18 protein-coding genes and 1 tRNA gene are annotated in these 21298 nt (G+C 61.0%); 14 read left to right on the top strand and 5 right to left on the bottom strand.

The features are described 5' to 3' along the window. Positions 1-206 precede the first annotated feature (206 nt). Complete coding sequence (locus ACI3KQ_RS14920) at positions 207-1769, bottom strand: DUF262 domain-containing protein (RefSeq protein WP_404958969.1); 1563 nt, start codon at positions 1767-1769, stop codon at positions 207-209. A 237-nt stretch (positions 1770-2006) separates the two neighbouring features. On the opposite strand from ACI3KQ_RS14920, the gene ACI3KQ_RS14925 reads away from it, so the two are divergent. Together ACI3KQ_RS14925 and ACI3KQ_RS14930 are read left to right on the top strand one after the other, a co-directional pair. Then, positions 2007-2747: a hypothetical protein gene (locus ACI3KQ_RS14925; RefSeq protein ID WP_404958971.1), complete on the top strand. Its 741-nt coding sequence runs from the start codon at positions 2007-2009 to the stop codon at positions 2745-2747. 218 nt (positions 2748-2965) lie between these two features. Beyond that, positions 2966-4693, top strand: coding sequence for a hypothetical protein (locus tag ACI3KQ_RS14930; protein WP_404958973.1), 1728 nt, complete (start codon positions 2966-2968; stop codon positions 4691-4693). A 516-nt stretch (positions 4694-5209) separates the two neighbouring features. Here ACI3KQ_RS14930 and ACI3KQ_RS14935 read toward each other — a convergent pair. After that, positions 5210-6052: an SDR family oxidoreductase gene (locus ACI3KQ_RS14935; RefSeq protein ID WP_404958975.1), complete on the bottom strand. Its 843-nt coding sequence runs from the start codon at positions 6050-6052 to the stop codon at positions 5210-5212. Further along, on the bottom strand, positions 6049-6657 hold the full coding sequence (gene folE / locus ACI3KQ_RS14940; protein ID WP_404958977.1) for a GTP cyclohydrolase I FolE: 609 nt from the start codon (positions 6655-6657) through the stop codon (positions 6049-6051). Before folE ends, ACI3KQ_RS14935 begins: the two co-directional genes overlap by 4 nt. 172 nt (positions 6658-6829) lie before the next feature. On the opposite strand from folE, the gene ACI3KQ_RS14945 reads away from it, so the two are divergent. The 7 genes from ACI3KQ_RS14945 (at position 6830) to ACI3KQ_RS14975 (ending at position 14512) form a co-directional block, all read left to right on the top strand. Next, entirely contained in the window at positions 6830-7423 is a 594-nt protein-coding gene (locus ACI3KQ_RS14945; protein ID WP_404958979.1) for a nucleotidyltransferase family protein, read from the top strand. 84 nt (positions 7424-7507) lie between these two features. After that, positions 7508-8716 (top strand): acetyl-CoA C-acetyltransferase, encoded by a 1209-nt coding sequence (locus tag ACI3KQ_RS14950; RefSeq protein ID WP_404958981.1) that lies wholly within the window; start codon positions 7508-7510, stop codon positions 8714-8716. Between the two features lie 58 nt (positions 8717-8774). Next, positions 8775-10952, top strand: coding sequence for a 3-hydroxyacyl-CoA dehydrogenase NAD-binding domain-containing protein (locus tag ACI3KQ_RS14955; protein ID WP_404958984.1), 2178 nt, complete (start codon positions 8775-8777; stop codon positions 10950-10952). Positions 10953-11090: 138 nt separating this feature from the next. Beyond that, on the top strand, positions 11091-12095 hold the full coding sequence (gene galE / locus ACI3KQ_RS14960; RefSeq protein WP_404958986.1) for a UDP-glucose 4-epimerase GalE: 1005 nt from the start codon (positions 11091-11093) through the stop codon (positions 12093-12095). After that, positions 12092-12565 (top strand): YbaK/EbsC family protein, encoded by a 474-nt coding sequence (locus tag ACI3KQ_RS14965; RefSeq protein WP_404958988.1) that lies wholly within the window; start codon positions 12092-12094, stop codon positions 12563-12565. Before galE ends, ACI3KQ_RS14965 begins: the two co-directional genes overlap by 4 nt. A gap of 3 nt (positions 12566-12568) precedes the next feature. Beyond that, complete coding sequence (gene pgl / locus ACI3KQ_RS14970; protein ID WP_404958990.1) at positions 12569-13258, top strand: 6-phosphogluconolactonase; 690 nt, start codon at positions 12569-12571, stop codon at positions 13256-13258. Between the two features lie 108 nt (positions 13259-13366). After that, positions 13367-14512, top strand: a complete 1146-nt coding sequence (locus ACI3KQ_RS14975; protein ID WP_404958992.1) for an aminotransferase class I/II-fold pyridoxal phosphate-dependent enzyme — start codon at positions 13367-13369, stop codon at positions 14510-14512. A gap of 207 nt (positions 14513-14719) precedes the next feature. Here ACI3KQ_RS14975 and ACI3KQ_RS14980 read toward each other — a convergent pair. After that, positions 14720-14804 (bottom strand) — tRNA-Leu (locus ACI3KQ_RS14980). Positions 14805-14998: 194 nt separating this feature from the next. On the opposite strand from ACI3KQ_RS14980, the gene zwf reads away from it, so the two are divergent. The 5 genes from zwf to ACI3KQ_RS15005 all read left to right on the top strand — a co-directional run bounded on the left by zwf (position 14999) and on the right by ACI3KQ_RS15005 (position 20521). After that, the gene (zwf, locus tag ACI3KQ_RS14985) at positions 14999-16462 is read left to right on the top strand and encodes a glucose-6-phosphate dehydrogenase (protein ID WP_404958994.1); all 1464 of its coding nucleotides are present in this window, start codon (positions 14999-15001) and stop codon (positions 16460-16462) included. Beyond that, positions 16455-18281 carry a phosphogluconate dehydratase gene (gene edd / locus ACI3KQ_RS14990; RefSeq protein WP_404958996.1) on the top strand — a complete coding sequence of 609 codons (1827 nt, stop codon included), beginning with the start codon at positions 16455-16457 and terminating at the stop codon, positions 18279-18281. The genes zwf and edd overlap by 8 nt, the downstream gene beginning before the upstream one ends. Before the next feature lie 93 nt (positions 18282-18374). Then, positions 18375-19349: a glucokinase gene (gene glk, locus ACI3KQ_RS14995; RefSeq protein WP_404958998.1), complete on the top strand. Its 975-nt coding sequence runs from the start codon at positions 18375-18377 to the stop codon at positions 19347-19349. Next, entirely contained in the window at positions 19349-19966 is a 618-nt protein-coding gene (gene eda, locus ACI3KQ_RS15000; RefSeq protein WP_404959000.1) for a bifunctional 4-hydroxy-2-oxoglutarate aldolase/2-dehydro-3-deoxy-phosphogluconate aldolase, read from the top strand. Before glk ends, eda begins: the two co-directional genes overlap by 1 nt. A 42-nt stretch (positions 19967-20008) precedes the next feature. Then, a complete protein-coding gene (locus tag ACI3KQ_RS15005) occupies positions 20009-20521 on the top strand; it encodes a hypothetical protein (RefSeq protein WP_404959002.1) in 513 nt (170 codons plus the stop codon). A gap of 195 nt (positions 20522-20716) precedes the next feature. On the opposite strand, the gene ACI3KQ_RS15010 is transcribed toward ACI3KQ_RS15005, so the two are convergent. Continuing rightward, entirely contained in the window at positions 20717-21298 is a 582-nt protein-coding gene (locus ACI3KQ_RS15010) for a gamma carbonic anhydrase family protein (protein ID WP_404959004.1), read from the bottom strand.

The raw sequence follows: 21298 nt of genomic DNA on the forward strand, positions 1-21298 counted from the left end.
CTGGAGCGATTTCATTACGCCTCGCAGGTGGGGAACTGCGGCTGGACCGCGAAGGACGTAAATGAATACGGTCGATTGCAAAGCTGCTTGGAGGCCGAGGGGAGCAACCGCACTTCGCCGCTTTGGGATTTGGCATACGGGCTGGACCTGATCTAGGCCCCTTCCCGTAACCACACCATTTCAGGTCGTAGGGCAGTGCGACACCATCAGGTTAAGCGGCCCAGCCGTTCGTCCCTGTCCCTATTACTGTTGCAGATGGGATGAACCCATCGGGCGTTGGCAAGGCTTGCAGAACCGCCATCTGCCTTTTTCTTGATGTGATCGAGCGTCTTGCCGTTTCGGTGCAACAGCCCGCCACACAAACCACAGCGAGGCACCTGCGGCAGATCAGCAAGGGTTGCCGCACTTTTCACTGAGGCCGGGAAAGCGCCGAGCGCGTCAGCTATGTCGGAACCATCTTCGTCCTCTTGCCCCAAGTAGCTATGCTTCCCCTTTAGCGCGCCCCAAGTTTCTTCTGCGGATGCGCCGCCTGAAAGGGCCTCTAATGTATCGTTTAGAACCAGCAGCATTTTTGTGCGTGTTCTCCCACCACTCCCGAGCCGATGAGTGGCAGGCTTTATCACGGCTGGATGAGCCAACAGTAGCTCTTCAAATTGCCCCCGAACGGCCCTGAACGCATCAATCTTCTGCCTTCGTTCAAGATCGAGCACCCAAGCCATCACATTCAAGAACGCAGCCGACTGAAATGTACCATTAGAAGTATAGAACCAAAGCGCGGGATGCAAACCGAGCGAGCTAGGGTCATTTGAAAGGATAAGCCTCACCGCCTTCAAGGTCCTATTGAGGTAGTTTAGCGTGGATATACCCTCGTTATCTGGAGGAGTAGGTTCGCCACTGACCTTTGCTCTAGTTGAATCTGGCACGGTAAGTCCGTTTGCCAAAGCGACCAAGTCGAAGGCTAAACGAATAGTTTGAACGCCATAACCTTGGCCCGCTAATGGCACCTCAGTGGTCTTAATCGGCATCTCCAGAACCGGCTCATAGAGCAATTTGTATATTTCAGCACCTAACTTGGGCACCTTCTCCTGAGCGGAGGTATCTGTGAAGTGCTGCCAATAGGGGTGGCCGCTTCCACCGCGAGCAAGAACCCGAGTAGCTACCGAAAGAGCAGAACGGGCAGCATTCAATATCCGCACTTCTAGCGGATCGATCACGGTGCCCCCCTGATTAATCCGTATGAACGCCTTCGCAGCCTGCGGCGCAGTTCGCCCATGTATCCACTGAATTTGTAAGGATTTCATTCCAAGGACCGCATGGCTTTTCTTGTAGTCCTCCCAAGGTCCTACAGATTTGCTTACAAGATCAACCGTTCTTTCATGCATAGCCCGTTGATGGGCTGAAATGTTGGAACCGAACATTTCCTGCGAGCGCAGACCCGCTCCAAAGTCGTTTCGGACCCAGCCGACGAGGGCGCTAAGCCGGTGTGAACCATCAACTACGAATATACTGCTCCCATTTTGCCATAATATAATGGCGGGGATGATGTCGGCAGCGCAAAATGTCTCAATCAAATCTACGACCTGATTAGGCGACCAGTTTGCAGTTTCACGTTGAAAATCAGGCTTACGCAGAAGGCTGTATATCAGCCCCGGCTCAAGATCAGTAATCCTAATCTCCATGCTATCTGCTTGTACCCCTGTTGGGTACTCGAACAGATCACCCCGCGGGATCAACGCATCCAGATTTACGACCGTTGTACTTTTTGCCACGTGCTAGCCCCTGCTTCGCGCCGATAGTTGCAGGTTCAATGTGAACCTGCTCAGGCCGCTGCCGATGCTTTCAGCATGTTCTACGTTGGCAGGCAACTCGGGCTGGCAGTCTACCCAAACAGGCGCGGCAGCATTCGCATATTGCCAACTTTCGGTGGGTTCGTCTCCGGCAGAAGCAGTGATGGATTGCACCAACCTCGATCAACGGCGAAAGAGAGGCGCGAAAGGGGAAATATCGTGCCCGCTTGGTTAACAAACGTTCTCGCTGTTCTTGGCACGCTGGGCCTGAGTGTAGCCGCGGTCGTTACCGCCGCCTACGGCTTGTTCCGGCTGTTTAGCGACAAGTGGCTTTCGGCGAAATTCAGCGAACGGCTGGAGGGCTTCAAACATGCGCAGCAACGGCAAATGGAACACCTGCGTCTAGAGATAAACGCTGCCCTGGATCGAACCACGAAGCTGCACCAGTACGAGTTCGAGGCCCTCCCCGAGCTTTGGGCGAAGCTAAACAAAGCGTTTGGTGCAGTAGCGTCATTCTTATCTCCACTACAGCATCATCCAGACCTCAGCAGAATGTCCGCTCCACAGTTAGAGACATTCCTAAAGAACGCTGATCTTGAGGAGTGGCATAAGGATGAACTCAGATCGTCTAGGGACAAGACACGAAATTACATCAAGATTTCTTTCTGGTACACGTTGAACAAGGTGTACACCGATTACAATGACTTCAATAATTATTTCGTCGTCAAGGGTATATTCTTAGAGGACGGCCTAAAACAGCAGATTAGCAAATTGCGTGATATGATGTTCGGCGCTTTAATCGAACGTCAACATGAGGAGGAACACCCCGATCCCCGACCGGGCCGCTTCGCCGAGGGAGAGAAACTCCGCAAGGAGGGCCGTCAGGCGCTAGATGAAATCGGACAGTCCGTGAGGGCAAGGTTATGGGACGCCCGATTGTTGGTCACGACACCAAGCTAGTAGTTGCACCCGTTGTTACATTCGCCTATTACAGCGCAAGACAGTCACTTGTGTAAGTACATGTTTTCCAACGCTTTTGGTGCCGACGAGCTAAATCCCTCAGCCGGCACCATTTCCGATACGAAATCCCCGTACCGTTGGTTTTTCGGCCAAATAGTGACAGACGTGTCGACAGGCAGCGACGAAAACACATTCGCCAGCCGGGAAAGGGCGTTTTCTTGACCGACGAATGTTTGGAGCGGACTGCGCCTGCTCACCTTGCCTCGCCACCGATCAACCGGCGGTGGCTCGCTTCACCCGCTGCCCTGTTCTGCTTGCTCAACGCACTTGCGATGTACCTATATTGGCGCGCTGCCTTCGGCGGCGATGCCAAATGGACCATTACCAATGACGCCCGGCAATTTTTAAGCTGGACCGCGCGCATCGCCGATCCGACCGCGATGCAGGGCAATGTCCTTGCCGACTATTGGCAGCAGACCGCCCCCCTGTTCTACCGGGCATTGCTCTATTTGTCGCATGGGGCGGGGATCGAACCCGTCGCCATGATGAAATCACTCGGCCTCATCGTCCTGCCCGCCAGCGCCTTTTTCGCATGGCGGCTGGCCAGTGCTTTTACCGCCGATCCCTATGGCCGGTTTCTGGGTGCGGCATCCATCATCGCCGCGACCTTGCATATCGACGCGATTTTTTCAGGGACACCACGCGCGATCGGGGTGCCGCTGATCCTGATGACATTGTGGGGCATGGCGTCGGGACGCCGCAGCTTGGCCGTGTCGGGCCTGTTGCTTCAGGCCGTGATCTACCCCGCCCCGGCTATCACCTGCCTTGGCATCTACGCACTCGACAGCTTGCGATGGAGGCCGCCCTTCTCTCTGCAATGGGATTTGCGGCGACTTGCCGGACTGGCGCTGGCGGCGCTCGCCGTCATTGCCGCGGGGCTGATCTTCAAGGAAGGGCTGTCAGGCTGGGGGCCGACGCTGCGCCTCGACGACGCGATGCGCATATACAGCATGATCGACTTCGATGGCCGCAGCACAATCGTGGGCGCAGATGGCAACGTGGCGTGGCTATGCTCCCGCCGCATCGGTTTCCTGCCCGCGATCGTGAATTGCAGGGGAAATGACGATCCCAGATTGCTGCTGAACTTCGCCTTGACCATCGCCCCCATGATGGCTCTCGCCTTCATTCATTGGCGGCGCACGCGGCAGGGCCAATCCGTCCCCGGCGAAGGCGCTGGGCGGTTCTTCCTCTATGCCCTGACAGCCGCTGCGATCTGCTACCTTTTGGCGGCATCCGTCGCCTTCGCCGTTCACCTGCCCTCCCGCTACAGCCAGCCGGTTCTCGCGATCATGGGCAGCCTGGCCTTCGCCTTGTGCCTGACAAAGCTGCTCAGACGCGCTCTTGCAGGATCTCGCCGCCTGCCGGGAGCCATTCTCGGCATCGGCTTGCTCACCGGACTGACCGCCGCGTTCGCCACCCCAAAAACCACCCTGGTATCGCCCCAGCATGATGACCTGATCGAACTGGTGTCAGCGACCCCGCGCGACACGCATGTCGCAGGCGTGGAAGATGATCTGGACTTCGTGCCCGCGTTGACCGGTCGCGCTCTGCTGGCTAGCCCGGAACATGACATTCCCTATCATCGCCGCTATCACCAATTGAACCAGGCCGGTCTGCGCGCATCGATGCAGATGGCCGCGCTGGATCGCAGTCCGGCCTTCCTGCTCGAACTCCGGCGTCACGACATCGACCTGCTGCTATTCGACAGCGCCTTTCTCAGCACGGGCATCCTGCCGCACAAATATCAGCACAGCATGCCGCCTCCACACCGGATCAAACCATCGATCGCCAGGATCGCAGCGATCCGCGCCAGCGGTTGCCGGGTGGTGGAAACCAGCCATTGGGTGGCCATATTCACTGACTGCCTGCGGCAAGGCACCCGCTGACCATTCCTGCCCACGACAACTCTTATCCCCAAAACGCAAAATGGGGGCCGACATTTCTGTCGGTCCCCACTTCCGTCGTGTCTATCGATCCGCTTCCCTTTCAGGATGCGATCATCTGACCCGGCGTGCGATGTTTCGACCTTAAAGGCCTCCACATGCTTGTGGCCTGGCACGTCCGATCCATTGGATCATATTGCCTCAGCCTGTCCTCTTCATCCGATGCCCGACGTTCACTTTCGCGCGTACCCGGCATTTTCTGGTAAAGGACCACCCGGCTCATGTCAGACCTTTGACAACCCAACATTTTCCAGATGATCGGGACGTTTCTTCGATCGCTGATTTCTCTTTGATCTGCAGAACCGGATTTCTCCGTTTCATCGTTCGTTCCGATAAGCCGATGGTCTCACCAAAACCGAGTCGGTCCAAGCGGAATCTGACATATTGGGCGCAGCGCCGCGGTAAATCTGTGGATAGATGTGGATAATTTTTTGCGCCGACTTCCCCCGCCGGTCACATTCAACGGCACATATGCATGAAGTCGCGATCATAGCTGCGCAAATGCGCACCGCCATCCACGTACAGCGTCTGCCCCGTCACATTCCTTGCCTGCGCCAGATAAAGAACAGCGTCTGTAATCTGTTCCGCCGTGGGCAGTCGATGAAGCGGCATCATCGACTCCAGACGTTCTACCTGCCCATCGTCATAATCAGGCGTCGCGATCGTAAGGCCGGGCGCAACACCGTTCACCCGGATTTGCGGCGCCAGCGTCGATGCCGCGAGCCGTGTCAGTCCTGACAAGGCCATCTTCGACAATGTGTAGGACAACTGGTCGCCATGGGGATGGTCGATCCGCTGATCCAACACATTGACGATGCACCGGTCGCCTGCTCCTGCCGGGACGGTCGCAAAGGCCTTCGTCAACAAAGTGGGCGCAGCGCAGTTGACGGCATAGTGACGCATCAGGTCATCAGCGGTCACATCCTCCAACCGATCCTGCCCGAATAACGCTGCGCTGTTCACCAATATGTCGGGCGGGCGACCGAAACGCTCTGACACCCTGACGACCAGTTCCTCGGCGCTTTCCAGATCGGCGAAGTCCGCCGTAAATCCGTCCCATTCCGTGCTATTTTCGTCCAGCGCGATCGCCAGAGCGGAATCCAGACGCGTGTCATGGCTCCCATGAATGGCCAGCGAATAGCCCGCGCGCGCAAAGCCTTCAGCGATGACGCCGCCCAGCCGCCGATGGCCACCCGTGATCAGCGCCAGCCGCTTGTTGGCCAGTGGCAATGATCCCGACGTCACCGGGCGGTCGCGGCCGCCGCTCAGGGGCCGGTAAGGGGGTGTTTCTTCGCTGGTCACGCGCCGATGAGCTTCAACACTTCCTCGCGGCTTTTTTCATCCTCGCGAAACACGCCCAGCATTCGGCTGGTTTTCATGATCACATTAGGGGTGCGCACGCCCCGCCCCGTCATGCAGCCATGGGTCGCCTCAATGACGACAGCCACGCCCTGGGGCTTCAGATGTTCCCATATGCAGTTGGCGACTTCCGACGTCAGCCGCTCCTGCACCTGCAGCCTGTTGGCGAATGCGTGCAGGACACGGGCCAGCTTGGATATGCCGACCACATATTCCCCCGGCAGATAAGCGATGTGCGCGCGCCCGATGATCGGCGCCATATGATGTTCGCAGTGCGACTGGAAAGGAATGTCCTTCAACAGCACGACATCGTCATAACCGCCCACTTCATGGAATATGCGCGAAAGATGATAGGCCGGGTCGTCGCTATAGCCCCGGCAATATTCCCGCCAGGCGCGGGCAACGCGGTCGGGCGTCTCCAGCAACCCTTCACGATCGGGCTGATCGCCAGACCAGCGGATCAATGTCCGAACGGCCTCCGCCACATGGGCCGGAACTGGTTCCTTGATCGCTTCGCCCACGGTTTCCGCGTCGGGATCATATTCCATCAAAGCTGCCACTCCTGTTCTTCGCGCCTGCATATGGCAACTGCATGCTGCGATGGCCACCCCTTTCCAGCGCTGGACACTCTATCAGCCGGATGGCACATCAGCCCCGATCAAGGAAGGCCACGCTTTGCACAAGACAGTCCCTCCATCGCCCTTCCCGGCGGCCAACTAGATGCGCACGGAACAGATCGCCGCCATATTGCTCGCCGCTGGCGCATCTTCCCGCTTCGGGGAGGATGACAAGCTGATGGCCGACCTTCGCGGCAAGCCGGTGATCGCTCATACGCTTGGCACCATTGCCTCGCTTGCATTCGGCCATCTGATCGCCGTCGCTCGCCCGCAGGACCAGGCGCCCGTCGTCCATCGCAAACTTGAACGGCGCGGTTACACGGTCCTTGTCAACGACCGGCCCGAAGACGGCTTGTCGGCCAGCATCATTCTGGCGGTCCAGCATGTCCAGACGCTGCGCAACTGCCGGGGCATATTGATCTGCCTTGCGGACATGCCCCTGGTCCCGCAATCGCACTACAACCGCATATGCCTTGCTGCGAAGGACGCCAGGTCCGTCATCGCCAGCACGGACGGCTTTTCCCCCTCGCCCCCCGCCTTCATCGGGCGCAGCCATTTCCCCGAACTGTTAAGCCTGCGGGGCGATCAGGGCGCGCGGGCACTGCTCAGCCGGGCGGACCAGATCGAAACGCGCGGCCATTACCTCCGCGACATCGACACAGCCGAAGACTTGGCCAGCGTCCCGGTCGGGCGCTAGGCCTTGCTGAATTGCCGCTTGCACTTTACGTAAACGTAAATACATCTGTGCCCCTGCCCAGGTCGGCGGAGAGGAATGGAAGCGATGGAAGCCTTTATCTACGATGCCGTCCGCACACCCCGTGGAAGGGGGAAGCCTGACGGGTCACTGCATGAAATCACCCCCATCCAGCTGGCGACTCAAGTGCTACAAGCCGTGCGCGACCGGACGGAAATAGACACCGGCGACGTCGATGATGTGATCCTGGGCTGTGTCAGCCCCGTTGGCGAACAAGGCGCGGACATCGCACGACTGGCGGCCCTCAACGCCGACTATGCCCAGACCGTCCCCGGCGTCCAGATCAACCGCTTCTGCGCTTCGGGACTAGAGGCGGTGAACATGGCGGCCGCCAAAATCTATTCGGGGGAAGCAGGCCTCGCCATCGGCGGCGGCGTGGAATCCATGAGCCGGGTTCCGATGGCGTCGGACGGCGGTGCATGGGCGATGGACCCCGCCGTCGCGTACAAAACCTACTTCGCTCCGCAAGGGATTGGCGCGGACGTCATCGCCACCAAGTTCGGCATCAGCAGGGATGATGCAGACGCCTATGCGGTGGAAAGCCAGCGGCGCGCCAAGGCGGCATGGGACGAAGGACGTTTCGCCCGCTCGATCATCCCGGTTCGCGATGTCATCGGCCAGGTGGTGCTGGACCATGACGAACATATGCGCCCCGACGCCACCATGCAGTCGCTTGGGGCGCTAAAGCCCAGCTTCACGGCCCTTGGCGAAGACATGCCGGGCTTCGACGCGGTTGCCCTGCTCCGCTATCCTGAGCTTGAGCGGGTGAACCACATCCACCACGCAGGCAACAGTTCCGGCATTGTCGACGGCGCGGCGGCGGTCCTTGTCGGCAACAAGGATATGGGCGAGAAATACGACCTGAAGCCGCGGGCGCGCATCCGGGCGATGGCGTCCATCGGGTCGGAGCCGCTGATCATGCTCACCGGCCCCGAATTTGTGGCGGGCAAGCTGCTGTCCCGCGCTGGCATGAGCAAGAACGACATCGACCTTTGGGAGCTGAACGAAGCCTTCGCCAGCGTGGTGCTGCGCTACATGCAGGCGCTCGACCTCGACCATGACCGGATCAACGTGAACGGGGGCGCGATCGCAATGGGGCACCCGCTGGGTGCGACCGGGGCGATGGTTCTGGGCACCGCGCTGGATGAGCTTGAGCGGTCCGGCAAGGGCACGGCGCTCGTGAACCTGTGCGTCGGCGCGGGCATGGGCACCGGGATCATCATCGAACGTATTTGAATAAAGCCTCCCCTCGCCCGGTCGATGCCGGACGAACGGAAAGGTTGGGAGAGAGTTCATGCAGACCATCGCATTCGACATCGACGCCGACGGCATCGCCACCCTGACCATCGATGTGCCGGGCCAATCGATGAACGTCATCGGCCCCGATTTCCTGACCGACCTCGACGCGTCGATAACGCGCATCGCGGCAGACGAAGCGGTCAAGGGCGCGGTCATCGCCTCTGGCAAGGATAGCGGCTTCATGGCGGGCATGGACCTGAAATATTTCGGATCGATGCTGGCGAGCGAGAGCGGCAAGCGCCCCGCCCCGGCCCAGATTTTCGACAAGGTCTTCGTCCTCAACCAGCTGTTCCGACGCCTGGAAACCTGCGGCAAGCCGGTCGCCTGCGCTATCGAAGGAACCTGCGTCGGGGGCGGGTTCGAACTGGCGCTGGCCTGTCATCACCGGGTGGTCGGCGACAGTCCCAAAACCCAGCTTGGCCTCCCTGAAATCCTCATCGGCCTGTTCCCCGGCGGCGGCGGATCGCAACGCCTGCCGCGCATCGTCGGGGTTCAGGCCGCCCTGCTCTACATGTTGCAGGGAAAGCTGCTCCGCCCCGCGGAAGCGGCGATGATGAAAATCGTGGATGAGGTTGTCCCGCAGGGAAGCGCCCTAGCCGCGGCGAAGCAATGGCTAAAGGCCAACCCGTCCGCCAACGTTCAGCCATGGGACCAGAAAGGCTTCAAAATCCCCGGCGGCGCGGGCGGGTTCAACCCCGCTTTCGTGCAGACCATGGCGGGAGCGCTGCCCATGACCCTGAAACAGACTCAGCGGAACATGAACGCACCCATCGCCCTGCTGTCAGCGGTCTATGAAGGCGCTATCCTGCCCTTCGACCGCGCAATCCAGGTAGAAAGCAAATATTTCGCCAAGGTCGCCGCCGACCCGCAGGCAGCCAACATGATCCGCAGCCTGTTCGTGAACAAGCAAGCGGCGGAGCGCGGCGCCCGCCGCCCCAAGGATCAGCCCAAGGCGCCAACCCAAAAGCTCGCCATGCTGGGCGCGGGCATGATGGGTGCGGGCATCGCGACCGTTGCCGCGCAGGCCGGAATGGAAGTGATGCTGTTCGACCGCGACCTCGGCTACGCGCAAAAGGGCAAGGCGCATGTCGAGGATCAGCTGAAAAAGCGGCTGGGCAAGGGCATGACTCCTGAAAAAATGGAGCAAACCCTCGCCCGCGTGACGCCGACGACCGACTATGCCGCACTCGCCGGGGCCGATTTCGTCATCGAAGCCGTGTTCGAAGATGCCGCGATCAAGGCGGCTGTCACGAAAGAGGTCGAACAGGTGCTTGGCGCGGACGTGATCTTCGGATCGAACACGTCCACTTTGCCGATCACGAAACTGGCCAAGGCGTGGAGCAAACCGGCCAATTTCATCGGCATTCACTTCTTCTCGCCGGTGGAAAAAATGCCGCTGGTCGAAATCATCCTGGGTCAGGAAACGGGGCCAGCCGCCATTGCCAAGGCGCTGGACTTTGTCGCGCAAATCAAAAAAACGCCCATCGTCGTCAATGACTCGCGCGGCTTCTACACCTCGCGCTGTTTCAGCACCTATGTGCAGGAAGGCGTCGAAATGGTGGCCGAAGGCATCAATCCAGCCCTTATCGAAAATGCCGGACGGCAACTGGGCATGCCCGTGGGTCCGTTGGCGGTCGGCGATGAAGTGTCGATCGAACTTGGTCACAAGATCATGGTCGCCGCGCAAAAGGAACTGGGCGACGCCTATGTCGCGCAACCTTCCGACGCAGTGATGGCGCGGATGGTGGAATTGGGTCGATTGGGCCGTAAAAATGGCAAGGGCTGGTACGACTATCCCGAAGGCGGAAAGAAGCATCTGTGGACGGGGCTGGATGACATGTTCCCGCGCGCACCCATCCAGCCCGATGTGGAGGAAGTGAAGGAGCGGCTGCTTTACCGCCAGTTGGTTGAATGCGCCCGTTGCTATCAGGAAGGCGTGCTGGAAACGCCGGAAGATGGGGACATAGGGGCAATCTTCGGCTGGGGCTTTGCACCTTGGACCGGCGGGCCGTTCAGTCATATGGACACCGTCGGCATCGGCCATGTCGTGGCGGTTCTGGATCGGTTGCAGGATCGGCATGGCGACCGTTTCGCGCCCACCGAACAGTTGCAGGACATGGCGGCCAGCGGCATGTCCTTTTACAATCCAGATTCATCCCGCGCTGCGGCATGAATGGGCTGTCAATCATGGCGCTCGTCGGTTAGTCGGTCCGTCCAACATTTCATGGGGACGGCTTTGACGCGCTTTCTCATGGGGACATATGCCCCTGCCATCGCAGCAGCATAGGGGCTAAGACAGGGCGAGACATTTATGAACGGAAAACCGACGGTTCTTGTCACTGGCGGCGCCGGTTACATCGGCAGCCACGCGGTTCTGGCATTGCGCGACGCGGGCTATGGCGTGGTGGTGGTCGACAATCTGGTAACGGGCTTTCGCTGGGCCGTTCCCGACGACGTTGCCTTTGTCGAAGGGGACATTGCCGACCAGCCGTTGATGCAGCGCACCCTGCGTGACCATGGGGTCCAGGCCGTCATGCACTTCGCTGGATCGGTCGTCGTACCGGAATCCGTGGAAAACCCGCTCAAATATTATCACAACAACAGCGCCAAGACGCGCGACCTTATCGAAAGCGTCGTGGCGGTGGGCGTTCCCCATTTCATCTTTTCCTCCACCGCCGCGACCTACGGCATCCCGGAAGAAAGCCCGGTCAAGGAAACGACGCCGCAACGGCCGATCAATCCCTACGGCATGTCGAAACTGATGACCGAATATATGCTGCGGGACGTGGCGGCGGCGCATTCGATGAATTTTTGCGCGCTTCGCTATTTCAACGTCGCAGGGGCTGATCCCGATAGCCGATCCGGGCAATCGACTGCGGGCGCGACCCATCTGATCAAGGTCGCTGTCGAAGCGGCCTTGGGCAAGCGTGAAGCCGTTTCGGTTTTCGGCACGGATTTCGACACACCCGACGGCACCGGCGTGCGGGACTATATCCATGTCACCGATCTGGCGGCAGCGCATGTGCTGGCGCTTGACGCGCTGATGGCCGCACCGGACAAAAATTACCTGCTGAACTGCGGATATGGCCGGGGGTTTTCCGTCCTTGAAGTGCTGGACGCCGTCGACCGGGTGACGAACCTGAAGATCGATCGGCGGATGGAAGGGCGGCGCGCAGGCGACCCGGATGCCCTGATTTCGGACAATCGCGCCATCATGGCCGAATTCCCTTGGCAACCGCGCTACGCCGATCTCGACCAGATCGTGACCCACGCACTGGCATGGGAACGCAAGCTGAGCGAAATTCGCAGCGAATGAGCGAGGAGTCGGTCCGCGCCTTCTTCTCCGCTAACGCCCCCGATGTGGTGATCATCGACCAGGGCGCCAGCACCGCCACCGTCGCGGAAGCCGCCGATGCGCTTGGCGTCGTTCCTGGACGCATTGCCAAGACCTTGTCGCTGCGCATCGGCGATCAGGTCGCCTTGGTCGTCGCGCGGGGTGACGCCCGGCTGAACAATAGCAAGGCAAAGGCCGCCTTGGGCGCAAGGCCGCGCATGCTGGGGCGGGGAGAGGTGGAGGCGCTGACCGGCCATCCCGTTGGCGGCGTCTGCCCGTTTGGCCTCGTCACGCCCCTCCCCATCTATTGCGATGTTTCCCTTCGCGATTTCGACACTGTATTTCCTGCCGCCGGATCGCGAACCGCATCTGTCGAGTTGATGCCTGAACGACTGGCCGATCTGACCCGCGCCCGCTGGATCGACATCTGCACCCTTCCAGAAGAGAATTAGCCCATGCCTACCGAACATCTTTTCATCGACGCCGCGCTCGCGGCATCCGACATGGCCCGCCGGATTTCCATGGTCTTGGGCGACGCCATCGAAACGCGCGGCGTGGCGACCATCGCTTTGTCGGGCGGTCGATCCCCCCGCCCGGTGCTGGAGGCGCTATCGCAGGCCGAACTTGATTGGGAAAAGGTCATCGTGACCTTGGTGGACGAACGTTGGGTCGCGCCGGATCATGCCGACAGCAATGAACGGTTGATCCGCGAAACGCTGCTCCAGGGCAATGCGGCCAAGGCGCGTTTCGTCGGCATGAAAAATGACGCCGCCGACGCCTATGCTGGGCAGGCAGAATGCGAAGCCGCATTTAACGGCCTGCCCTGGCCGCTCGACATCGTGCTGCTGGGCATGGGGGAAGACGGGCACACCGCTTCGCTATTCCCGCAGGGGGCCGAATTGGCCGACGGCCTTTCCACCGGCGCCCTGACGCTGGCGGCGACGCCCCCCGCCGCGCCGCACCAGCGCATGTCGATGACGGCGAAGGCAATCCTGTCCAGTCGGCACATATTCCTGCAAATTGGCGGTCCAGCGAAAAAAGCCGTTTATGAGCGCGCGTTGGCGGGCGGGCCAACTGAAGAATTGCCGATCAGGCTGGCGCTGAATCAACATGCCGTATCGGTCGAAGTCTGGATCAGCGAGTAACGCCCGACATGGTTGCGGGCCAGTTGCTCGCTCGAAATCTTTGCTGCCGCATCGCTTTTCGCGGAAAACCGGTTCCCACTTTTCCGCGCGATGCACTAGTCAGGCGGCATGGTCTCCCAGATTGATCCCTTCCACGCCATCGCCATCAGCCGGGAAGCCCATCGGCTGGAGGCAGAGGGACGATCGATCCTGCATATGGAATTCGGCCAACCTTCCACCGGCGCACCCGCAGCAGCCATCGCGCAGGCGCATCGGGTGCTGGACAGCGATCCGATGGGCTATTGGGAAAGCCCCGCGCTAAAAGAACGCATCGCCCTTCACTATCGTGATCGTCACGGCGTGGCGATCGATGCCGAACAGGTCCTGCTCACCTGTGGCGCCTCCCCCGGCCTCGTCCTCGCGCTGACCAGCCTGTTCATGCCGGGCGACCGGGTCGTGATCGCTCGCCCCGGCTATGTCGCTTATCGCAACACGCTCAAGACCCTCTATCTGGAACCGCAGGAAGTCGCCTGCGGACCAGCGGAACGCTACCAGATCAGCGCCGCAGCGATCGAGGCTATCAACCCGCCGCCGCACGGGCTGATCCTGGCCAGCCCGGCCAACCCCACCGGAACCATCATCCCGCCCGAAGAACTGGCGCGCATCGCGACCGTTTGCGCGGCGCGCGGGATCAGGATCATTTCGGACGAAATCTATCACGGCCTGTCCTACGGCACTCCCGCGCACAGCATGCTGGAATATGCGCCGGACGCCGTCGTGGTAAACAGCTTTTCGAAATATTTCTCCATGGCGGGATGGCGGCTCGGCTGGGTCGTGTTCCCCCGCGACCTGATCGAAGCCGCACGGGCGCGGATGGGCAACCTGTTCCTCATGCCGCCCTCCCTCGCCCAGCACGCCGGACTGACCGCTTTCGACTGCCGCGAAGAACTGGACGGCCATGTCGCCACTTACCGGCGCAACCGGGAATTGCTGCTGGCCGCGCTACCAGCGCTCGGCCTCCAGGAAATCGCGCCGCCCGATGGAGCCTTCTACATCTACGCCGATGTGGGACATCTTACCGATGACAGCCTGTCCTTCTGCCAGCGGCTGCTGCGCGATACAGGCGTGGCGACGGCGCCGGGCATTGATTTCGACCCACAGGACGGGCGGCGGCATATCCGTTTCAGCTTCGCCGTGGCCACCACTCAAATAGAAGACGCGATCGCCCGGATGATCCCCTGGTTCAAAGCACAGAAACCCGCAGCAGCCGATTAACGCCGTTATGGCGACAGAAAGATCCATAATGGATGAATGCCATCCTTTTCCATAGATCGATCATGATTTTCCTTTACGAAGCACAACGCGACCCGATGCTTTTACTTAGTAAAAGCGCACCTGACCCGGTGGCTTGTGCCATCGGGTCATTTTTTTCATGAAGGCTATCCGAAAACAACAGATCGCATCTGTCCTCTACGGAAAAGATGGTGCGGGCGGTCGGAATCGAACCGACACTCCTTTCGGAACCGGATTTTGAGTCCGGCGCGTCTACCAGTTTCACCACGCCCGCATGCGTGTTGCTCGCGCCAAATGGCAAAATCAGGCGGCAGCGTCCAGCCAAAAATCCGATCCCGCGCAGGATCATTCCATCTTCGGTCGTTGCGCGACTGTAAGATGGCTTCTAGCCTTCTTGCGTCATGAAACTTCACCGGTATATGGGCGGTTTCGTGCAGACCTGACAACTCCAACGGAAAAGGGCTTCCTTTGACCGATCCGTCTGCCACGTTCCTGCTGTTCGGCGCCACGGGCGATCTGGCGCACCGCATGATCTTCCCGTCGCTTTATAATCTGCTGGCGGACGGACTCCTTCCCGACGACTTTCTGATCGTCGCATCGGGCCGGACAGAGATGGACGACGCCGCATTCCGTCGGGACATCGACAAGGCGCTTCAAAAATTCGTAGGCCCTGACCGCTATGACGCGGACGTAGCGGCCCAGTTGTGTGCGATCATCGTCTACCAGCCCGTAGAAGCAGGCAACGCCGCCCAGTTCGCAAAACTCGCCAAGCGCTTGGACGGGCGTGCCGAGGGCGGGCTGACGGTCTATCTGTCCACCCCGCCGTCGCTGTTCGCGCCGACTGCGCAGGGGCTGGCCGACGCGGGCCTGATCACCCCCACCACCCGCGTCGCGATGGAAAAGCCCATCGGCAAGGACCTGGCGTCTTCCAAACTGGTCAATGACGGCATCGGCGCGCTGGTGGATGAATGCCAGATTTTCCGCGTCGACCATTATCTGGGCAAGGAAACGGTACAGAACCTGCTGGCCCTGCGCTTTGGCAACGTCATGTTCGAACCCTTGTGGAACGCCACCGCCATCGACCATGTGCAGATCACCGTCGGCGAAACGGTGGGCCTGGAAGGCCGCGTATCCTATTATGACGGCGTGGGCGCACTGCGCGACATGGTGCAGAACCATGTGCTGCAAATCCTGTCGATCATCGCCATGGAGCCTCCTGCCCGCATGGATTCGACCGCCGTGCGTGACGAAAAGGTAAAAGTGCTTCGTTCGCTCCGCCCGATGAACGGCGAAACGGCGAAAACCCACAGCGTGCGCGGCCAATATGCGCCTGGCGCCGTTGGGGGAGAGATCGTCACGGGCTATGTCGACGAACTGGGCAGCCCGTCGGATACGGAAACCTTCGTCGCGCTAAAGGCTCATATCGACAACTGGCGCTGGCAGGGCGTCCCCTTTTACCTGCGCACGGGCAAGCGGATGCCCGCGCGCCAATCCGAAATCCAGATTCAGTTCAAGCCGGTCCGCCATTCGATCTTCGGCCGCGACGGGCAAGGGTCCGGCCTTGAACCGAACACGCTCATCATCCGCCTGCAGCCGGAGGAGTTCATCCGCCTGCTCATCATGAGCAAGCGGCCCGGCCTCGAACGCGACGTGCATCTGGAGGAAGTAACGCTGGACGTATCGCTGACCGCCGCCTTCGCCGGACAACGCCGCCGCATCGCCTATGAACGACTGATCCTGGACCTGCTCGCCGGGGACCAGACGCTGTTCGTCCGCCGCGACGAAGTGGAAGCGCAATGGACGTGGATTGATTCGATCATCGACGGCTGGAAGGAAGCGGGAATCAAGCCTTCGCCCTATGCGGCGGGGAACTGGGGGCCATCTTCGGCCATTGCCCTTATTGAACGAGACGGAGCCAGCTGGCATGACTGATCTTCACCCTGTGATCGCCAGGGTCACCGACCGCATTGTCGAACGCAGCGCCCGGCAGCGCCTGAAATATCTGGACCTGATCGAACGTGGGCGCGACGCAGGCACCAACCGGACGCAATTGTCCTGCGGCAACCTTGCCCATGGGTTTGCCGCCAGTGGGGAGGACAAACCTGCGATCCGCGCGGGATCGGCCATGAACATAGGCATCGTGACCGCCTATAACGACATGCTGTCAGCGCATCAGCCCTATGGCCGCTACCCTGAAGCGATCAAGATCGCCGCGCGCGAAATCGGGGTGACGGCGCAGGTCGCGGGCGGCGTGCCCGCCATGTGCGACGGCGTGACCCAGGGGCAGGCAGGCATGGACCTCTCGCTCTTTTCCCGCGACACGATTGCACTGGCGACGGCGGTATCGCTGTCCCATGCCATGTTCGAAGGCGCGCTGCTGCTGGGCATCTGTGACAAGATCGTTCCCGGCCTGCTGATCGGCGCACTGCGTTTCGGCCATCTGCCGACCATCCTCGTCCCTGCCGGCCCCATGCCTTCAGGCCTCGCCAACAAGGAAAAGGTACGGATTCGCCAGCTTTATGCTGAAGGGAAGGTCGGCAAGGAAGAACTGCTGGAATCCGAAAGCGCCAGCTATCATGGCGCGGGCACCTGCACCTTCTTTGGGACCGCCAACAGCAATCAGATGATGATGGAAGTGATGGGGCTGCACATGCCCTGCGCATCTTTCGTCAATCCCGGCACCAAATTGCGCAGCGAACTGACGCGGGCGGCCGTCCACCGGCTGGCGGCCATCGGATGGGACGGCGACGATTATCGTCCGCTGGGCCACTGCATTGATGAAAAGGCCATCGTCAACGCCATTGTCGGGCTGATGGCCACCGGCGGGTCGACCAACCATGCCATCCATCTCCCCGCCATCGCCCGCGCTGCTGGGATAACGATTGACTGGACCGACTTTGCGGACATTTCCGACGTGGTGCCGCTGCTGGCGCGGGTCTATCCGAACGGCGCGGGGGACGTGAACAATTTCCACGCCGCAGGCGGCATGTCCGTCGTCATTCGCGAACTGCTGGATAATGGACTGCTGCATCGCGACATCCTGACCGTCGCGCGTGATGGCCTGACCGATTATGGCAAGGAGCCGGTGATGGAGGACGAAGCGCTGCAATGGCGCGACGTGCCCGTTTCGCGCGACCTGTCGATTGTGCGCCCCGTGTCCGATCCGTTCAGCCCCGACGGCGGCATGCGCCTGCTGGCGGGCAATCTTGGCCGCTGCGTCATGAAGGTCAGCGCTGTCGACCAGGAACGCTGGACCATCGAAGCGCCAGCCGCGATCTTCCACGATCAGGATGATGTGCTGCGCGCTTTCAAGGCGGGCGAACTGGAACGGGACGTCGTGGTCGTCATGCGTTTTCAGGGGCCGCGCGCCAACGGCATGCCCGAATTGCACAAGCTGACGCCCGCGCTGGGCGTACTGCAGGACCGTGGGTTCCGCGTCGCTCTGGTGACGGACGGGCGCATGTCCGGCGCTTCAGGCAAAGTGCCCGCCGCCATCCACCTGTCGCCCGAAGCATTGGGCGGGGGTCCCATCGCCCGGCTGAAGGACGGGGACATTGTCCGCGTCTGTGCGCAAAGCGGCGTGATCCAGGCACTGGTGGACGCCGATGAATGGAACGCACGGGACATGCCCGCGCCCCCACCCCCGCCTTACGACACCGGACGGGAACTGTTCGCGCTTTTCCGGCAGCATAGCGACCTTGCGGAACAAGGCGCGTCGGCAATGCTGGCGGCGATGGAAACGGAAATGTGAAAGCGCTGGCCCCGGCCAAAGCCGGGGTCTAGCGGAGCGGGCCGTGCTTAGTTTCAAAGACCCGGCCCTGCTGAAGTTAAGAAAATAGATGGAATGCCCATAATGACAGACATTATCGCCGCCGACATTGGCGGAACAAACGCCCGCTTCGCCCGCGCCCGGCTGGATGATCGCAACGTGCCGACACTGGGCAAGGTGCGCAAATATAAGGTGGAGGATTTTTCCAGCCTGCAGGCCTGTTGGGCGGCTTTCGCGAAGGAGGAAGGCGACGACCTGCCCAAGGCCGCATCCATCGCTTTTGCCACCGCAATCGGGCGCGATGTCATTAAACTGACCAACAGCAGCTGGACGATCCGTCCCGACACGCTGGACGAAGAACTGGGCCTGAAACAGCTAAGGCTGGTCAACGATTTCGAAGCCGTCGCCCACGCCGTCGCGCGTCTGCCACAGGACAATCTGCCCCTGCTGTTTGGCAAGGATAACCCCTTCCCGCGCGATGGCGGCGTCACGGTGGTTGGTCCCGGCACCGGCCTTGGCGTTGCGATGATCGCCTTTGACGATGGCATCCCCCATATCGTCGCGACCGAAGGCGGGCATCAGGACTTCGCCCCCGTAGACTCGCTCGACGACAAGATACTGGAATATCTGCGGGACAAATTCCTGCGGGTCTCCACTGAACGGATGGTTTCCGGCCCCGGCCTTAACAATATTTACAAGGCGTTGGCGACCATCGGTCACGATCGCGTCATCCTGATGGAAGACCCCGAATTGTGGGAGGCCGCCCTTGATGGCACCGATGAATTTGCGCGGGCAGCGTTCGAACGCTTCTGCCTCTGCTATGGCTCGGTGGTTGGCGACCTGGCGCTGGCGCACGGACCGCACACGGTCGTTCTGGCGGGCGGCCTGACCCAACGAATGCGGGAATTCCTGCCACAAAGCGGCTTCCACCGGCGCTTTATCGCGAAGGGGCGGTTCGAAAGCCTGATGGCGTCGGTTCCGATCCGTCTCGCCGTGCATGACGAAATTGGACTTTATGGCGCAGCCGCCGCCTTTCGGGAGCCGAAGTGATGAATTTTACCGTTGCCCAGATAATGGAACTGGCCCCCGTCATCCCCGTGTTGGTCGTGGATCGGGTCGAAGACGCGCTGCCGATCGCACAGGCGCTGGTCAGGGGCGGCCTCCCCGCGCTGGAGGTCACGCTGCGCACGCCCGCCGCGCTGGATGTGATCCGCGAAATGGCAAAGGTGGAAGGTGCCGTAGTTGGCGCTGGCACCGTGCTGAATCCCGCGCAACTGGACGCCGCAATGGAAGCGGGCGCACGCTTCATCGTCAGCCCTGGGCTGACCGAACCGCTCGGCAAGGCAGCAATCGCGGCGGGTATTCCCTTCCTGCCCGGCACCGCGACCGCGGGCGACATCATGCGCGGCATGGACATGGGCCTGTCCCATTTCAAATTTTTCCCGGCGGAAACCTCTGGCGGGATACCCGCGCTCAAGGCGCTCGCCGCGCCGCTCCATGAAGCACGCTTCTGCCCCACAGGCGGAATCACCGCTGACAGCGCGCCCAAATGGCTTGCGGAGCCCTTCATCAAATGCGTAGGCGGCAGCTGGGTCGTGCCCAAGGGGCCGGTTGATCCTGAACAGATCGAAACGCTGGCGCGGGCGGCGGCGGCATTGGCGCGTTGATGCCATTGCGCACGGCACCCGCCTTCCCTAGATGATTGCCCCATGATGCTGCGTCGGCTGTTACCCTCCCTTGCCCTTTTCCTGTCCGGCTGCACGGGCACCCTGACCGGCTACCCTTCGCTCGCCAAGCGATCGATCGAAAATGCACCGATCGGGGAATCGGCCCCCGCGCCCATCGTGGCGCAGGCGGATCCAGCTTTGCAGGCGGAGGTTGATCGGCTCGCTGGCCAAGCGCAGGCGGGGGCCACCGCGTTTGACCAAGCCTATGCAACTGCCGACAGACTGGTGCGGGCCGCCGCCGGATCCGCCGTTTCCAGCGAACCGTGGGTGGCGGCGCAAACATCGCTCAGCACGCTGGAATCAGCGCGCAACGGCAGTGTATCGGCGCTCGCCAGCCTTGATGTTCTCTATGTCGAACGCAGCAACGCTATCGCCGACGGCAAAGCGACCGGCGGAATCGAACAAATCGACGCCGCACGTCGAACGGCCCTGACGATGGTCGATTCACAAAATGATCGCATCGACGCCCTGAAAAGCAAACTGGCCCAGCCCTAAGCGCCTGCCCGAAACACCCCGTGCTCCTGCGAAGGCAGGAACCCAGTCCAAACGTCCGCGTCGAAGAGCGGGCGTCCCTCGCCCGACACAAACCACAAGGTGTTCCTGCGAAGGCAGGAACCCAGTCCCGCCCTGGGACCAGCTAACAACCCGGTCAAATCACCTCAAAAAACCCACCGCGAAAGCGCCCGGCCTTCACCCGTCCGCCTTCACCGCGCCCTTGTGCGCCTTCCCATTATGGACATAATGGTCGACGCTCTCACGCATGGCGATCAACGCCTCGTCGGTCAGATCTCGTGCATATTTGGCGGGGCGACCGGTCCATAGCTGCCGATGGGGCACCGTTTTTCCGGGCGCCAGCAACGCCCCCGCCGCCAGCATCGCATCGCTTTCGACGGTGCATCCGCTCATGATGATGCTGCCCAGCCCGACGAACGCCCGATCCTTCAATATGCAACCGTGCACCATTGCCATATGGCCGATCAGCACGTCTTCGCCGATGATCGTGGGCCATCCATCGGGCGGGCCGCCGGGCGTCGCGCTGTCGCAATGCAGGACCGTGCCGTCCTGGATGTTGGTCCGCGCGCCTATGCGGATGATGTTCACATCGGCGCGGATCACGCAATTATACCACACGCTGACATCCGCGCCGATCTCCACATCGCCGATGATGCGGCACCCCGGCGCGATGAAGGCGCTGGGGTCGATGACCGGCGTCTTGCCATTGAACGGCAGGATGGTAACGCCCGGATGATCGGCGGACAGATGATCGGTCAT

This window comes from Sphingobium sp. ZW T5_29 (assembly GCF_044987515.1).
GTDB lineage: Bacteria > Pseudomonadota > Alphaproteobacteria > Sphingomonadales > Sphingomonadaceae > Sphingobium.

Coding starts and splice junctions, on each gene's coding strand:
- folE (WP_404958977.1), bottom strand. CDS start 6,657: ATGGAATATGATCCCGACGCGGAAACCGTGGGCGAAGCGATCAAGGAA.
- ACI3KQ_RS14945 (WP_404958979.1), top strand. CDS start 6,830: ATGCGCACGGAACAGATCGCCGCCATATTGCTCGCCGCTGGCGCATCT.
- ACI3KQ_RS14950 (WP_404958981.1), top strand. CDS start 7,508: ATGGAAGCCTTTATCTACGATGCCGTCCGCACACCCCGTGGAAGGGGG.
- ACI3KQ_RS14955 (WP_404958984.1), top strand. CDS start 8,775: ATGCAGACCATCGCATTCGACATCGACGCCGACGGCATCGCCACCCTG.
- galE (WP_404958986.1), top strand. CDS start 11,091: ATGAACGGAAAACCGACGGTTCTTGTCACTGGCGGCGCCGGTTACATC.
- ACI3KQ_RS14965 (WP_404958988.1), top strand. CDS start 12,092: ATGAGCGAGGAGTCGGTCCGCGCCTTCTTCTCCGCTAACGCCCCCGAT.
- pgl (WP_404958990.1), top strand. CDS start 12,569: ATGCCTACCGAACATCTTTTCATCGACGCCGCGCTCGCGGCATCCGAC.
- ACI3KQ_RS14975 (WP_404958992.1), top strand. CDS start 13,367: ATGGTCTCCCAGATTGATCCCTTCCACGCCATCGCCATCAGCCGGGAA.
- edd (WP_404958996.1), top strand. CDS start 16,455: ATGACTGATCTTCACCCTGTGATCGCCAGGGTCACCGACCGCATTGTC.
- glk (WP_404958998.1), top strand. CDS start 18,375: ATGCCCATAATGACAGACATTATCGCCGCCGACATTGGCGGAACAAAC.
- eda (WP_404959000.1), top strand. CDS start 19,349: ATGAATTTTACCGTTGCCCAGATAATGGAACTGGCCCCCGTCATCCCC.
- ACI3KQ_RS15005 (WP_404959002.1), top strand. CDS start 20,009: ATGATGCTGCGTCGGCTGTTACCCTCCCTTGCCCTTTTCCTGTCCGGC.
- ACI3KQ_RS15010 (WP_404959004.1), bottom strand. CDS start 21,298: ATGACCGATCATCTGTCCGCCGATCATCCGGGCGTTACCATCCTGCCG.